This is a genomic window from Thalassospira sp. MBR-102 (assembly GCF_040549275.1).
GTDB classification, from domain to species: Bacteria; Pseudomonadota; Alphaproteobacteria; order Rhodospirillales; family Thalassospiraceae; genus Thalassospira; species Thalassospira xiamenensis.
Window position 1 is genome coordinate 326,487 of sequence record NZ_JBEPTC010000003.1, and the last position, 14,767, is coordinate 341,253.

Here is a 14,767-nt window from a genome sequence, read left to right on the forward strand (position 1 = left end):
TTCACTGGCACTGCACTTGCCCGTTACCGGGAAAATAGCGGCATCTTGATTTGGCAGTTTAAATTCTAACATGTGGATATGGAAACCCCGTTCTCATTCAAATCGTGAAGATGCACGCAATTCAGTATTTTTCCCTCTTTGCAGGCTTCCGTCGCGCCAGCATCATGATAATGATGGCGGCAACGGCGTTTTGCGGCACAATCCTTACGAATGGCGATGCGTACGCGCAGTCCACCGGGCCAAGCTCAAGCGAATTGCGCGTGGCATTTTCGATCTGGGAACCATTCGTGATCGACGATGAAACAGGACGACACGGGATCGACATGGCGATCCTGACAGAACTGTCCCATCGCATGGACAAGGCTCTGTCGCTACATCCCTGCCCGTGGCGGCGATGTCTTAAAATGCTTGAATATGGCAATATCGATATTCTTTCAAGCTTTGCCTACACCGCCGAACGCGAAAAATTCGCGTTTTACATCAAACCACCCTATAGCCGCGTCAGCCCGGTTTTCTATGTCCGGCAAGGCAAAAATACGCACATCGCGCAATATACCGATCTTAAAACGCTTGCAGTCGGATCAGTCGTTGATTCCCGCTATTTCGAACCATTCGATAGCGATAGATCGCTGAACAAATTCGAAGCCAGCAGCGAAATGCTGCTTCTGCGTATGCTTGAGGCAAATCGCGTCGATACCATTGTCGGGTCTGATGCCAATGTCGATTTTGAAATCCGGCGCAACAACCTTGATGATATCATCCGCAAGGCCGCATTTCGCCCGGACCATCACAACGACATCCACATTGCGGTATCGCGCAATTCCCCGCTAATGAGCCAGACAGACCAGATATCGAAAATCATCACCGACCTGCGCGAAGAGGGTTTTATTGCCAGGGTACATGCACGTTACTGGCCTGCCAGTGACGATGCAGCGGATGCAGGCAAACCAATCCACAGCGAATGAATAAAGCCGTCGTCTTATCGGGAAAACCGCTTTGCCCCGGCAACACAGGCAACGACCCCGACGGTGACCGCCATCATGGTCACGCCAACAGGTTCCGCCAAGACCATTCCCGCCAAAAGCAGACCAAAGAACGGCTGCAACAATTGCAATTGCCCGACCCCGGCAATGCCGCCAAGCGCCAGTCCCCGATACCAGAAGAAAAAACCGATCAGCATGCTGAACAGAGAAACATAACCAAGACCAAACCATGCAGGACCGCCAACTCCGGCAAAGCTATCTGGCAAGGTCGCAACGCAGAATGCCGCCATCGGCAAAAGCGATATCACCAACGCCCAGCAGATCACCTGCCATCCACCAAGACGGCGCGACAGTTTTGCACCCTCGGCATAGCCAAGCCCGCAAACGATAACCGCGCCAAGCATAAAAAGATCACCGCGTAACGCCCCGGCACTGCTTCCCGTGGCGGCAAATCCGGCGACCAAGCCGCTACCGACAATCGAAAACAGCCAGAATACGGGTTGTGGCCTTTCACCACCGCGCAAGACGCCAAAAATCGCTGTCGCCAAAGGCAGCAAACCGATGAAGACAATTGATCGTGCTGACGTGATATGTTCAAGCGCAAGGGCCGTTAACAACGGAAACCCGACAACCACCCCACCGGCAACCACCAGTAACGACATCCAGTCTGATTTCTGTGGACGGTTTGGCCGCGATATCAGAAGCAAAGTCGCGGCAAGCAGTCCGGCAATCGTTGCACGCGCCACCGTAAGAAACAGCGGATCGAAATCCATGACAGCAATCCGGGTCGCAGGCAGCGATCCGCTGAAAATCAGGATACCGATCAACCCGCTGATCCAGCCGCCACTTGATCTTTGAACTGCAATTGCCATCAAAACCTCCGTCATGTGCGAAGGTTTATCTATGGCTTGCCAGCATCGAATCGAACAGACACAATAAAATACAATTTGAACAAACTGTACTGATTACAGGAGCAATACAGTGGCACCTGACGGGGCATCAAAACAACCCGATGACGGAACACTTGTCACCCGCGTCATGAATGTCATTCGCGACCGGATTGGCACGCGCAACCTGCTTGCGGGGGATCGTCTGCCATCCATCCGTGGCTTTGCCCGTCAAATGAAGGTGTCGAATTCGACGGTTGTCGAAGCCTATGATCGACTGGTGGCCGAAGGCGTTATTCAGGCCAGACGCGGATCGGGGTTTTATGTCGCCCCTCATACCGCCCCGCTTTCAATCGCCCGGATCGGACCGAAACTGGACCGGGCGATTGATCCGTTCTGGGTCTCACGACAGTCGCTTGATGCGCGCCCCGATATGCTAAAACCCGGTTGCGGCTGGCTTCCGGCGGACTGGATGCCCGAAACCGCAATCAGGCGCGCCTTGCGCAAACTGTCGCGCGCCGATGACGCCACACTGGTCGATTACGGAACTCCGCTTGGCCTGGCATCCTTGCGTCATTTCCTGTCGCGTCGCATGGCGGGTTACGGCATTGATGCCCATCCCGACCATCTGCTTCTGACAGAGTCAGGAACCCAGGCAATCGACATGCTGTGCCGTTTTTTGATCGCACCGGGCGATACGGTTTTGGTTGATGATCCGTGTTATTTCAATTTTCAGGCACTCTTGCGCGCGCATCGCGCCAATATCGTTGGCGTCCCCTTTACCGAAAATGGCCCGGATGTGGGTGCCTTTGCCCGGATAGCCGTAACAACGAAACCGCGCCTTTACATTACCAATTCCGGCTTGCACAACCCGACCGGTGCGTCACTTTCGCCAATGGTTGCGCATCGGGTTTTGAACATCGCCGAACAGCACGACCTGATCATCATCGAAGATGATATCTTTGCCGATTTCGAAAACACCCCTGCCCCGCGGCTGGCCGCACTGGGCGGGCTAGATCGCGTAATCCATATCGGCAGCTTTTCCAAAACCCTCTCGGCGTCGGTTCGATGCGGATATATCGCAGCCTCTGCGGACTGGATCGACGGTCTGACCGATCTTAAAATCGCAACCGGTTTTTCCAGTCCGAATTTATCCGCCGAACTGATTTTTGCGGTTCTCAAGGACGGCACCTATCGCAAATATATGGAAACCCTGCGCGATAGACTGGCACGCACGATGACCATCACAGAAACCCGGCTTCGCAACCTTGGCATCACACCGGCAATCAATCCCGATGCTGGTCTGTTTTTATGGTGCCGCTTGCCCGATCACATGGATGCGGCAACCCTGGCCCGAAACGCGCTTTCCGATGGTGTGGTTCTTGCCCCCGGAAATGTTTTCAGCATCTCGCAAACAGCTGGAAACCTGATGCGCTTTAACGTCGCCCAATGTCAGAATGAACGCATCTTCAGGGTGCTTGAACGCGCGCTTGAAAAATAAAAAGGGGCGCAATCCTTTTGGACAGCGCCCCATTTTTTTCTGTTTTGACGATCCGATACCGGATTACGGGAACAGCGGCTCGATCTCGAGCCCCATGGTTTCCGGCAGGCCCAGCATGACATTCATGTTCTGGACAGCTTGGCCAGATGCCCCTTTAACAAGGTTGTCTTCGACCGCCACAATGATCACGCGGCCCGGCACACGATCCTTGACCACCCCGATCAGAACATAGTTCGATCCACGTACGTGACGTGTCTGCGGGGTTACGCCAAACGGCAGGACCCGAACGAACGGCTCATCGGCATAACGTTTTTCAAGGGCGGCCTGAATGTCTTCGACCGTCGTGCCATCGGTCATTTTGACATAGATGCTTTCAAGGATACCGCGGCTCATCGGCATCAGGTGCGGGGAAAAGTTCACCACGACATCCTGCCCTGCGGCCCAGGCAAGGCCCTGCTCGATTTCTGGCGCATGGCGGTGCCCGCCGGTGCCATAGGCATGAATGCCTTCGGTGACCTCGGCATACAGAATGCCTTCCTTGGGCGAACGGCCCGCACCGGTGACACCGGATTTCGCATCAATGATGATGTCATCGGCATGCACCAGCTTCTGTTCCAGAAGCGGTGTCAGCGAAAGCTGCACCGGGGTTGGATAACATCCCGGATTGGCCACCACACGCGCCTTTTTGATCTTTTCACGGTGCAGTTCAGTCAGGCCATAAACGACCTCTTTCTGCAAATCCTGTGCGGCATGTTCCGCCCCGTACCATTCCTTGTAGGTCGCGGCATCAAACAACCGGAAATCCGCCGACAGATCGACAACTTTGACATGATCAGGCAACCCGGCAATCACTTCCTGCGTCGTGCCATGCGGCAGCGCACAGAAAATGACATCAACCATCGACCAGTCGGCATCCTCGATCCGGATCATGGTCGGCAATTTCAGATGGGCAAGATGCGGGAAAACCTCCCCGAACGGACGCCCGGCGCGTCGGTCTGCGGTCAGCAGGGTGATTTCAGAAGCGGCATGGTGCGCAAGAATACGAACCAGTTCCGCCCCGGTATATCCGCTGGCACCGAGAATTCCGACTTTGACCTTAACGTCGCTCATTTCAAATCCTGCTCCTTTAGGCTCGCCCAGACCTTTATGGTCACCGGGCGCGATCAACGGGCGGATGTTGGCAAACAAGCCCCGGAGATGCAAGCCCTTAGGCGGTATTTCCCCTGCATTGCGCGATCATGCCCCATGCAGGGATGACATGCATCACAGGGAAAAGTTGCCTTTTACGGACGTCGGGATTTGCGCACATTGGCCGGACAAGCGCGCTTATCCTCAGGCAGAACAGTATAAAACCGTTCGATTTTCTCAAAACCCGTCGGTGCTGCCACCGGATAATCAGCAACATATCGATGATCCGAAAGACCAAAATCGCTGGCTTTCAAGCCCGATCGCTGTTGCCAGATACGGCGATGGGTATCGGACAATGTGATTTCCGGATCATCAATCAGGAAAATCGCATCACGTGCGATCCGGTCGTTATATTTGTGCTGGGATGGCAACCACGCGGCAAGCTGGCGGCGCAATTCTCCCGGGCTTGGCACCTTGCGCGTCCGGCTGGCAAACCTGACCATCTTTGACGACAGATCGGAAACATTGCCGGGCGGGGCCATGCCATGTGTCGCCATGTCGATAAAATAAGCCAGATCAATTTCCGTCGGATCACGACCGATAACAGGCTTTAGCGCAGCATAAATCTTGAAAAACCGGGCGATTTTTCCGCCATCGGCATTGGCTGCATCATAAACGCGGCGATAGGCACGCTGCACTTCGGGCAATGCACCATATCGTGCGAACCTTTCGGTGAAATCGGCCCGACGTTTCGGATCGATCCAGATCGCACACAGGATATCAAACGCACTTTGATTATTGCCCAGCGCCAACCGGTGCATCGCATCCGTATGCGGGCCAAAGACGGCATTGAGCAATCCGGGATTGGCCCGTTCGGCGGCAAAGACAATCTGCTGGATTTCCGCCCCTGCCCCGGCGGTCGCCCCGCGCGGCCCCCAGGTCAGATAGGCATTGGGATCGTTAGTATAACACCACGGATCCCCTTCCAGATATCGCTTGCCGCTCCTCGGGTTGCGCGACTGGCAGAAATTGAACTGGATCGCGTCGTAATCCGTGCCTTCCAGTGCGAAGGTCAGATGATTGGCACGGGTAATGGCATCGGGCGGCGGCATTTGGGCTGGCATCATCAATCGCCAAAGCCCGACCGTAATGGCTCCGTAACTCTCGGCCCCCAACGCAGCACGCACCGACGCATTCAGGCAAGTCTGCAGATCAATGATCGCCTGTCGTGTCTTTGCACCGACAATGCCGTCCGGCGCGCCATAGCTGCCGGCCGATTTGCCCGCACAGTTCGCCGCCTGACTAAAAAGCCGTTCCTGAAACACCGCCACTGCGCCATAACGGCCCAATGTCAGCGCGCGGTTCTCAAAGCGATAGAGGACTTGCGACAGATCCTGCGCAGATGTTGGACGCAATGATAAAAATACAGTGACACACACAAGCGCGAACACTGCACTGGCACGGCACGCTGTAACTTTCAGACGCGTGAGTGCTCTGGCCATGGTGATCAGCCTTAATGAGTGAATTCCAGAAGTGGTTTGGTGAAATCAACCTGCGGATATTTGATGACACTGTTCAATGCACGACGCTGCAGTGCCTTGCGCTTGGTCGTATCTTGAACCAGGTCACATACGGCGTCCACCAAACCGGCATATGGGACATCGACAACCCCCTTGCGGAACCGGTCATCAATCACCGTTTCGGGGTTTACTTCCGCCACCACGGCCTTGGCGTTGGTCAAAAGGTAGGACACGCGCACGATTTCAAAAATCTGACTCTCATAGAAATGATGGTTCAGGATGACTTTGGATCGCGCGATCCACTGATCCCGTTCCTTGCCGTAAACCCCCATCAACACCTTGAGGTTAAGCCCCCTGCCTTCGATCTCTTTCAGGATTTCGCGCCGACGCTCATTGATTGAACCATAAAACAGAACATCAATGTCCTGTTCGACACTGATATCAATGCGCTGGAGTTCCCTCTGGAAGCCAATCGGCAAGTGGCGGACCTTCTCGGCCCCCAGAGCCTTGATGACATCGATATTGGCCGGGCTGTAATCCCAGATTTCAAGACCTGACTCAAACCAGCCCGTAAGTTGCTCCCGCCATTTTTCTGCAACCCCGGTCAGCTGTTCGGTATTGAGAATAATCGTCCCCTCCGGCACAGCACGCAGAGCCGACACACCAAGCAAATGCGCCCCGACAATAACGTTAACCGCCCCTTGCACAAACTGATTGGTCTGGATCTGCGCCGGACGCCCGGCATCGCGGATCGAATACATCAGAAGCTCTGCCAACTCTGCAAACGCCAGCGAATGAATGTAACCAGGAGGCTGAACGATACAGATGTTGTAGAGTCTTTGGGGAGTCATAATCAAAAATCTTTTCTGTTTGCAGAAGCGAACGATTTCCGCCAACGGTGACAGCGATACATCAATTTTAAATTAAAGGCCGATTTCAAACTTGTGGTGCACCACACTGCGCCCGCCAAAGCCCTCCTTGAACGATGCAAGCTGTTCGTTCAGGTACTTCCCATCATTTTCCGTTGAAATTCCGAAGTCAAAGTACCGTTTTCCAATACTTCGATACTGTTCAATGACCTCAAGAAACAACAGGTCCAAAGCCCCGTTATTCATTCCGTCAGGGGTCGCCGAAATATACTGGGCATGCGCAACAGTCTCAGTCTCAAAAATCACGGTACCACCTTGTGGAATTCCCTGATCGTCGTTAACCAAGAACAGTTTTATTTGCTTTGGAAACCGAGCCGCCAAAAGGATGATCTCTTCACAGGAATGCACGGGCATTCGCTCATACTTTTCTTGCAACCGAGCGCTTAAAATTTTCCAGAACGACGAGAAATCATTACTTTGAACTACTGAGAATCCAGCTTTCAAAGCGCGTTTGCGACCACGCAGCCTCAGGCTCGACGGCTTTGCATCTGCCTTCAAATCCACAGTTGTCGTAACTTCAGTCAAACACCTCGCATCAGCAATCGCGTTAAGAGCATAAATTTCGCCCTCTGCGGGTACTCGATGATAAATCCATGGAACTGGTTTAACGAAGGCCGCCTTAACGCCCTGCCCGAGCAGAGTGGAAAACAGCATATCATACACTTCTTTAACGACTGATATTCTGTTGAACTTGGGCAACAGCAACAGACCACCAAAGGTCAAACCGCCATGACTACACCACGCCTCACCTCGAATATTTCCCGGAACAACCCCAATTAGATGCTGATCCCGGTACACGAGGAAAGAGCAGTCATCAAAGCGATCTTCGTGATAGTCCATATAGGCCCAGTCAAACATAAAGTGACCGTTGTCGGCAACAACAACTATTGAGCGCCAAGCTTCCGCTGAGCTACCGTCATATCGAACTATATGAACTCTGTTATTGCCCGAACTCTGTATCACTTTTGCACCAATCATTTAACGCTGGTTCAAATCTCACGCAAACTTAGAATGTTTCGGCAGACTTCGCATGCTAAAGTTTTGAACAAACACCCTGATCCGCCAAATAAGGACCGATGCGATGAGCTATTCTCCCAGTAGCACGAAGAAAACAGACTATACCGGGCATTATAAAGCATCCGAGGTAGACGTGTATCCGTCGGAGTTTCTGGTGAGAGCCTTCTTGGGGACCTACGAAAAACTCAAAATCGACCACAAACTTCTCCGGGGCAAAAAAGTTCTGGACTTAGGCTTTGGCGATGGCCGCAACTTTCAGTTGCTTCATGATCTTGGTATGGAGCTTTATGGCACCGAGATCACCGAATCCATATGCAAGCTGATCACAGAACGGCTCTATCAGAGAAAAGGCATCAGCGTCGACGCCCGGGTTGGACGCAATACTTCAATTCCGTTCGCGAACTCCTTCTTCGACTGTATCGTCGCTAGTAGCTCATCGTACTACATGGATGAAGGGAACAAGTACGAGGATAATCTCGCAGAGATCCACCGCGTTTTAAAACCCGGCGGGCTTTTCATTCATTCCCTGCCTATGCCCAGCACGTTCATCATGAGAAATGCGATTGATACTGGGGAAGGCCATATGAGGATCACCGAAGACCCATACGGCGTTCGTGTTGGCACATTGATGAAGCAGTTCAAAACCGAAGACGAAGTCCGAAGTTACTTGACGCATGGGTTTAAGGATATTTCCATTGGTAGCGCCAAAGATGATTTTTGGGGCGACGCAGTTCACCTATGGCTAGTCGTCTGCACCAAAACTTAATGCTGATCATAGGCATGTGCGAAAATGCAAAAATCACTTCAAATTGAATGGAATCTTGGATGCAGTGGTTAAAGAAAGGTCTCATCTGCAACAATAAGACGTTTAATTTACCTTGGTACCAACGCAACACCATGGTTCCGGTACCTCATCTGATCAATGACGACCGACTTCGCATTTTCGTCACCATGTGCGACGAAAACAATGTCGGCAGAATTGGTTATGTCGATGTATCTCCAAGCAATCCTTCTGAGATTCTTGATTACAGCCAACAACCCGTTCTTGATATTGGTGCCGACGGTGCCTTTGATGACAATGGCGTCGTAACCGCTTCCATTCTAGAGGATGGCAATAAGCTGTTCCTTTATTACTCTGGATATCAACTATGCGTAAAAGTCCCCTACATGATTTTTGCTGGCGTAGCTGTAAGTGATGACAACGGCAAGTCTTTCCGCAAAATCAGTTCGCATTCACCAATGCTTGATCGCACGACAGGAGAGAAGTCAACTCGGTGTGCTCCCTTCGTGCTAAAAGAAGGTGGAACTTACCGTATGTGGTATACTGCCGATACTGAAGACGGCTGGATCAACAGCAACGGCAAAAAGCTTCCGCTTTATGACCTGAAATACCTATCCTCCAACAGCCCAACGGAATGGCCTCGGTCGCCCGGAAAAACTTCTTTAACGTTCAAAAGTCGCGATGAACATGGAATTGCGAAATGCACACTATGGAAAGAAGCCGACTTGCACCACATCATATACTCAATTCGGAGCCTTTCGCAGGGGTATCGTCTTGGATATGCGATCTCAAAAAATGGTATCGATTTTGAAAGAAGAGACGAGGAGATCGGTATTGATGTGTCCAACTCAGGTTGGGATAGCGAAATGATTGCTTTTGCCGAGCGCTTCCAATTCAAAGATAAGGTCTATCTGTTCTACTGTGGAAATCATTACGGTATGGATGGCATGGGTTATGCCGAACTCGTATCGGACACTCAAGAACAATGAAAAAAATTATTATCACAGGTGCAGGAAGCGCTCAGGCTAACGGGGTTATAAATTGTTTGCGCATGGCCAACAGCGGCGAACAAATCATCGGGTTTGGCTCTGATCCAATCGACCTAGTGATGTGTGATGCCGACGTTCGTTACTTGATACCACACTCACAACATCCTGATTACAAGACTAAATTTCTTGCAACACTCGCGGCACTTAAGCCCGATATGATTCATTTTCAACATGACTTAGAGCTTTGGACCGCGCTTAAATTTCGTGACGAGATTGAAGCCACCGGCGTAAGAATGCTGGTCCCTGATTTTGAAACGATTGATACTTGCGTTCACAAATTCAAGTCTTGGGAAAAATTCAAAAGTCATGGCTTAGTGGTCCCAGAAAATATACTAATTAACACTCCGCAAGACTTAAAAGTCGCACTAGAAAATTTAGGCGACGAAGAAGGCACAATCTGGCTTCGCTCTACTGAAATTGGTGGCGGAGGAAAAGGTGCCTTTCCCACCAACGACTTAAATGAAGCAATCGAATGGATTGAGCGGTATGATGGTTGGGGACATTTTTCTGCAGCAGAACTGTTAACAAGCCAAACAGTGACTTGGCTATCAATCTGGAAAGATGGCGATCTGGTCGTTTCCCAATCAAGGCGGCGCAAAGGCTGGGCCCACAGTTCCCTTAGTCCTTCAGGGGTAACCGGGGTTACGAAAATTGGTGAAACCTGTTCTGATCCCGAAGTTGAGGAAATAGGAAAAAATGCCGTTCGGGCCGTAAGTAAGACGCCTCATGGTATATATGGTGTCGATATGACTTACGATAAGAATGGCGTCCCGAACCCTACAGAGATCAATATTTCTCGTTTTTTTACCACGATTCAGTTCTTCGCAGAAGCCGGCCTCAATATGCCTGCGATCCTGAAAGACATCGTACTGTACAATCGCCTTCCTCCCAAAGAGGCCAAGATGCGGAATCCTCTTCCTGATGGATTGCTTTGGTTAAGGGCTATGGATCGCGCCCCGCTTCTGACGACAGCAGCAGAAATTCGCGCTTTGCTCAACGAGGCCCCATGAAAATGAATGTCGCAAAATATATTGCTGAATTCCTCGTTTCCAAAAATGTAAGGCATGTTTTTGGATACTCTGGTGGCGCCATTCTGAAGATGCTTGACGAAATGGTCGCAACCGGACAGATCGTGTATATTCAAAACTACCATGAACAAGCATCTTCTTTTGCGGCCGATGCGTATGGTCGAGTAACCGATACTGTCGGTGTCGCTTTGGCAACTTCTGGCCCAGGCGCCACCAATCTGGTTACAGGTATTGCCAATGCCTATCTGGATTCAACCCCGACACTGTTTATCACTGGCCAAGATTACCGTAGCAATATACTCACAAAGGGAAACGCACGCCAAAATGGCTTTCAAGATCTTAACATTACTGCAATTGTAAAGCCGATCACAAAATACGCCAAACTTATCGACAATCCACAAGAAATCAGGTTTGAGCTGGAAAAAGCTTATCATCTTTCGGTATCCGGTCGCCCTGGTGCTGTGCTTCTCGATATCCCTATAGATGTTCAGTTTGCAGAAATAGTACCTGAGAGCCTTCACGGATTTACCCCTCCAGCCCTGAGCATTCCTGACCTAAAAATCCCCCAAATCAAAAAACTGATTGCCGGTTCTATACGTCCTACAATTTTGGTCGGAGGTGGCATTCGAACAGCAAAAGCCCACACAGAAGTACGAGAATTTGCAAAACTGTCGGGTATACCAGTTATAGCTACCCTAATGGGCTTGGACAGTGTTGAAGAAAACTATGGTTTCGCGGGGCTTCACGGAAATACTTATGCCAATATGGCAATTCAGAATTCCGATCTTATCATCGCCCTAGGAGCGCGTTTTGGGCAACGGCAAGTAGGAAAAGACCCGTCCAAATACAGTGGCGCTAAGGTTGTTCATGTCGACATAGACGAAAATGAGCTTCATCGAATTTTTAAAGAAGAAATAACCGTAAAATCACACTTGAAGCACTTCCTGCAAAACATAAACTCTGAGTGTGCCGGTTTTTCATTTCCTGACTTTTCTCATTGGCATGCGATAATCCAAGAGTGGGAAAAAAAATATAAGAAAAATGCTTACCTTAACACCGTGGGTCTCGACCCCGTTAAAGCAGTCGAAAAACTGTCCGATATTATAAGCCATAATGCGATAATCACTTCTGATGTTGGTCACAACCAAATGTGGGTCGCTCAAGGTTTCAGATCCCGCGGGGAGCAGCGCATCCTAAATTCCTCCGGACTGGGAAGTATGGGATTTTCGCTTCCCTGCGCTATTGGGGCCCAAATAGCTCATCCGGACAAGCAGGTTATTTGCTTTACTGGTGATGGAGGATTACAAATGAACATCCAAGAGTTGATGTTCATTGGACACCGCAAACTCCCCATCAAGTGCCTAGTATTTAATAATAATACGCTAGGAATGATGAGAGAGGTTCAGTCTCGATATTACAACAATCATTACTACGGCTCCAATCGAGATGAGTTTCAATGCGTCGATTTAAATGCAGTAGCGACGGCGTACGGTATCGAATATGTCTGCATCAAGACTCTCGATGAAATTTCCACTCTCAAAGAGTCTCTAGCCGACCATAAGCCCTACATAATTGAACTCGAGATTGCATTCGACTCAAAACTGTCAAACAGATACGACGAAGCAGAGTTTTTTGAGGCAGAGCGAATAAATGACGCTTCCATCTGACAAAAACCTCTATGTTGATTTTGACGGTACGTTGATTGATCCGAGCAAACGTCTGTACAGACTCTTCAGTGAACTCAATCCAACAAGCCGAAAAATTTCGTTCTCAGAATACTGGGACCTCAAGAATACCGGACTGACTCAAGAATCCCTGCTGACGGATATTCTTCGGTTAAACCCTCGGCAAGTCACAAACTTCAAAGCCGGATGGCTATCAGAGATCGAAAATCCCGAGCTTTTGGCACTAGACTGTCCCCTCCCGGGCGCCGAGAACTTTTTATCGAAGTTATCGACTTACTCAGATTTGCATCTGGTCACTGCTCGTCAGTCCTCCATCGGCGTGGAAAAACAGTTAGCAGATCTGGGTTGGAGCAGGTTTTTCAAAAATGTAATCGTCACGCTCGCAAAATCGAGCAAGGAAGAAGCAATAAAGTCGCGCACAGTCCCACGCGCAGCCGACATTATCGTCGGGGATACCTGCGAAGATATCTGTACGGGCAAAGCACTAGATATCTTAACCGTAGCTGTAGAAACCGGTCACACTCTTAAATCGGCCTTTGAAGCGTGCTCTCCAGATGCCATTATTCCGTCCGTATCGATGTTTGATGCTTCTCTCTGGGAACAACTGCTCCTACGCAAACACCTAACCAACTAAACCTTCTGCCAAACACAAAAGCGAAAACTGAGCGTTATATTCTCCCAAAAGAATGTGCTACTGTGTTGGAGTTGAAGCGTTTTACAGACAGCCACGGGGCCCTTTCGATGTCGATTGATGGGTGCAAAATCATCGAACTACCAAAAATATCCAGCGATCAAGGCAGCCTGACCTTTGTTGAGGGAACTCACCATATCCCCTTCGATATAGCGCGCGTTTATTATCTTTATGACGTTCCAGGAGGTGGAGTCCGTGGCGGCCATGCCCATAAAAACCTTCATCAACTTATAGTTGCAATGTCAGGTAGCTTTGACATCACCATTGACGACGGAAAAGATAAGAAAACTTACCATCTCAATCGCTCCTATTATGGCCTTTATATCTGCCCTATGATTTGGCGTGAACTCGACAACTTTTCCTCTGGGTCTGTCTGCATGGTACTCGCATCGAGTGTTTATCGCGAGGAAGATTATCATCGCGATTACGCTGAATTCATGCGTGCCCGATGGAGCAACGAATGACTGTTGCCTTTTTGGACCCCAGAGCTAGCTACCTGGAGATCAAGGAAGAGCTCGACCAAGCGTATCAGACGGTTATGGATTCAGGCATTTATATACTTGGCGAGTTTGTCGAGAATTTTGAACGTGACTTTGCAACATATTGTGAAGCACGTTTCTGTGTTGGCGTGGCAAGTGGACTTGACGCGTTGGTGCTTAGCCTAAAGGCATTAGACATAGGCCCAGGCGACGAGGTTATTGTTCCCTCACATACCTTTATTGCGACCTGGCTGGCTGTGTCCGCTGTCGGTGCTGTGCCAGTAGCAGTCGAGCCCGATCAGCGAACGTTTAATCTGAGTGCTGAACAGCTTGGCAGCGCACTAACTCCCAGGACGCGTGCTGTCATAGCAGTACACCTATATGGGCTTCCTGCCGATATTGTTGGGATACAACAGTTCTGCAAAAGAAACTCTATCTTTCTAATTGAAGACGCAGCTCAAGCTCATGGCGCGACTTACAATAACAAAAAGATTGGCAGCCACGGAGATGCAGTCTGCTGGAGCTTCTATCCAGGAAAAAATCTGGGAGCTTTCGGAGATGGTGGCGCCATCACAACCAATTCAAAGAAGATCGAACACAAACTAAAGTTAATTCGAAACTATGGCTCTGCGGTCAAATACCAGAACCAGCTTAAAGGAATGAACAGTCGGTTAGACCCACTTCAGGCTGCAATGCTACAGGTCAAGCTTAAGTACCTCGACACTTGGAATGCGCGCCGTAAGGATATTGCGAATGTTTATTTTGATAAACTCAGAGATACCGAACTTGTTCTCCCAACCAGCCCCGCAAACTGTGGTCATGCATGGCATCTGTTTGTCATAAGGCATCCAAAGCGGGATCGACTGCAAAAAGCCCTTGCAGCCAATCAGATAGGTACCCTAATTCACTACCCAATTCCGCCCTACCGTCAAGAAGCATATTCAGAACTACGAATTGCCGCTACGAGCTATCCAATTGCCAATCAGATGGCGCAAGAGGTCCTGAGCCTACCGATGGGACCACATATGTCCAAAACGGACGCAAATATTGTCGCGGACCACGTCCTTGATTTTCTCGGCTAGAAAAGCT

The 14,767-nt window shown here is 50.2% G+C and carries 14 protein-coding genes; 9 read left to right on the forward strand and 5 right to left on the reverse strand.

Annotated features, from left to right (window positions below; all coding sequences use genetic code 11):
- Nucleotides 1–170: 170 nt before the first annotated feature.
- The gene (locus tag ABIE64_RS08080; RefSeq protein ID WP_354377088.1) at nt 171–965 is read left to right on the forward strand and encodes a substrate-binding periplasmic protein; all 795 of its coding nucleotides are present in this window, start codon (nt 171–173) and stop codon (nt 963–965) included.
- A 14-nt stretch (nt 966–979) separates the two neighbouring features.
- Here ABIE64_RS08080 and ABIE64_RS08085 read toward each other — a convergent pair whose 3' ends face one another.
- The gene (locus ABIE64_RS08085; protein ID WP_354377089.1) at nt 980–1,855 is read right to left on the reverse strand and encodes a DMT family transporter; all 876 of its coding nucleotides are present in this window, start codon (nt 1,853–1,855) and stop codon (nt 980–982) included.
- Nucleotides 1,856–1,964: 109 nt separating this feature from the next.
- Here ABIE64_RS08085 and ABIE64_RS08090 point away from each other — a divergent pair, with 109 nt between their 5' ends.
- The gene (locus ABIE64_RS08090; RefSeq protein WP_354377090.1) at nt 1,965–3,371 is read left to right on the forward strand and encodes an aminotransferase-like domain-containing protein; all 1,407 of its coding nucleotides are present in this window, start codon (nt 1,965–1,967) and stop codon (nt 3,369–3,371) included.
- 63 nt (nt 3,372–3,434) lie between these two features.
- Here ABIE64_RS08090 and argC read toward each other — a convergent pair whose 3' ends face one another.
- The 4 genes from argC to ABIE64_RS08110 all read right to left on the reverse strand — a co-directional run bounded on the left by argC (nt 3,435) and on the right by ABIE64_RS08110 (nt 7,926).
- Nucleotides 3,435–4,481, reverse strand: coding sequence for an N-acetyl-gamma-glutamyl-phosphate reductase (argC, locus tag ABIE64_RS08095; RefSeq protein ID WP_354377091.1), 1,047 nt, complete (start codon nt 4,479–4,481; stop codon nt 3,435–3,437).
- Nucleotides 4,482–4,654: 173 nt separating this feature from the next.
- Nucleotides 4,655–6,001 (reverse strand): hypothetical protein, encoded by a 1,347-nt coding sequence (locus ABIE64_RS08100; RefSeq protein WP_354377092.1) that lies wholly within the window; start codon nt 5,999–6,001, stop codon nt 4,655–4,657.
- Nucleotides 6,002–6,012: 11 nt separating this feature from the next.
- Nucleotides 6,013–6,870, reverse strand: a complete 858-nt coding sequence (locus ABIE64_RS08105; RefSeq protein ID WP_354377093.1) for a CgeB family protein — start codon at nt 6,868–6,870, stop codon at nt 6,013–6,015.
- 72 nt (nt 6,871–6,942) lie between these two features.
- Nucleotides 6,943–7,926, reverse strand: coding sequence for a GNAT family N-acetyltransferase (locus ABIE64_RS08110; RefSeq protein ID WP_354377094.1), 984 nt, complete (start codon nt 7,924–7,926; stop codon nt 6,943–6,945).
- 103 nt (nt 7,927–8,029) lie between these two features.
- Here ABIE64_RS08110 and ABIE64_RS08115 point away from each other — a divergent pair, with 103 nt between their 5' ends.
- The 7 genes from ABIE64_RS08115 (at nt 8,030) to ABIE64_RS08145 (ending at nt 14,760) form a co-directional block, all read left to right on the forward strand.
- Nucleotides 8,030–8,731, forward strand: coding sequence for a class I SAM-dependent methyltransferase (locus tag ABIE64_RS08115; RefSeq protein ID WP_354377095.1), 702 nt, complete (start codon nt 8,030–8,032; stop codon nt 8,729–8,731).
- A 59-nt stretch (nt 8,732–8,790) separates the two neighbouring features.
- Entirely contained in the window at nt 8,791–9,735 is a 945-nt protein-coding gene (locus ABIE64_RS08120; protein ID WP_063093398.1) for a glycoside hydrolase family protein, read from the forward strand.
- Nucleotides 9,732–10,805, forward strand: coding sequence for an ATP-grasp domain-containing protein (locus ABIE64_RS08125; RefSeq protein ID WP_063093397.1), 1,074 nt, complete (start codon nt 9,732–9,734; stop codon nt 10,803–10,805). Before ABIE64_RS08120 ends, ABIE64_RS08125 begins: the two co-directional genes overlap by 4 nt.
- On the forward strand, nt 10,802–12,490 hold the full coding sequence (locus ABIE64_RS08130; protein WP_354377096.1) for a thiamine pyrophosphate-binding protein: 1,689 nt from the start codon (nt 10,802–10,804) through the stop codon (nt 12,488–12,490). Before ABIE64_RS08125 ends, ABIE64_RS08130 begins: the two co-directional genes overlap by 4 nt.
- Nucleotides 12,474–13,142, forward strand: a complete 669-nt coding sequence (locus ABIE64_RS08135) for an HAD family hydrolase (protein WP_354377097.1) — start codon at nt 12,474–12,476, stop codon at nt 13,140–13,142. Before ABIE64_RS08130 ends, ABIE64_RS08135 begins: the two co-directional genes overlap by 17 nt.
- Before the next feature lie 107 nt (nt 13,143–13,249).
- The gene (locus tag ABIE64_RS08140) at nt 13,250–13,663 is read left to right on the forward strand and encodes a sugar 3,4-ketoisomerase (protein WP_063093394.1); all 414 of its coding nucleotides are present in this window, start codon (nt 13,250–13,252) and stop codon (nt 13,661–13,663) included.
- Nucleotides 13,660–14,760: a DegT/DnrJ/EryC1/StrS family aminotransferase gene (locus ABIE64_RS08145; protein WP_063093393.1), complete on the forward strand. Its 1,101-nt coding sequence runs from the start codon at nt 13,660–13,662 to the stop codon at nt 14,758–14,760. The genes ABIE64_RS08140 and ABIE64_RS08145 overlap by 4 nt, the downstream gene beginning before the upstream one ends.
- The last annotated feature ends 7 nt before the right edge of the window (nt 14,761–14,767 follow it).

Excerpts from the sequence above, each read along its gene's own strand:
- ABIE64_RS08080 (WP_354377088.1), top strand. The coding sequence starts at position 171 with ATGATGGCGGCAACGGCGTTTTGCGGCACAATCCTTACGAATGGCGAT.
- ABIE64_RS08085 (WP_354377089.1), bottom strand. The coding sequence starts at position 1,855 with ATGGCAATTGCAGTTCAAAGATCAAGTGGCGGCTGGATCAGCGGGTTG.
- argC (WP_354377091.1), bottom strand. The coding sequence starts at position 4,481 with ATGAGCGACGTTAAGGTCAAAGTCGGAATTCTCGGTGCCAGCGGATAT.
- ABIE64_RS08100 (WP_354377092.1), bottom strand. The coding sequence starts at position 6,001 with ATGGCCAGAGCACTCACGCGTCTGAAAGTTACAGCGTGCCGTGCCAGT.
- ABIE64_RS08105 (WP_354377093.1), bottom strand. The coding sequence starts at position 6,870 with ATGACTCCCCAAAGACTCTACAACATCTGTATCGTTCAGCCTCCTGGT.
- ABIE64_RS08110 (WP_354377094.1), bottom strand. The coding sequence starts at position 7,926 with ATGATTGGTGCAAAAGTGATACAGAGTTCGGGCAATAACAGAGTTCAT.
- ABIE64_RS08115 (WP_354377095.1), top strand. The coding sequence starts at position 8,030 with ATGAGCTATTCTCCCAGTAGCACGAAGAAAACAGACTATACCGGGCAT.
- ABIE64_RS08120 (WP_063093398.1), top strand. The coding sequence starts at position 8,791 with ATGCAGTGGTTAAAGAAAGGTCTCATCTGCAACAATAAGACGTTTAAT.
- ABIE64_RS08125 (WP_063093397.1), top strand. The coding sequence starts at position 9,732 with ATGAAAAAAATTATTATCACAGGTGCAGGAAGCGCTCAGGCTAACGGG.
- ABIE64_RS08130 (WP_354377096.1), top strand. The coding sequence starts at position 10,802 with ATGAAAATGAATGTCGCAAAATATATTGCTGAATTCCTCGTTTCCAAA.
- ABIE64_RS08135 (WP_354377097.1), top strand. The coding sequence starts at position 12,474 with ATGACGCTTCCATCTGACAAAAACCTCTATGTTGATTTTGACGGTACG.
- ABIE64_RS08140 (WP_063093394.1), top strand. The coding sequence starts at position 13,250 with ATGTCGATTGATGGGTGCAAAATCATCGAACTACCAAAAATATCCAGC.
- ABIE64_RS08145 (WP_063093393.1), top strand. The coding sequence starts at position 13,660 with ATGACTGTTGCCTTTTTGGACCCCAGAGCTAGCTACCTGGAGATCAAG.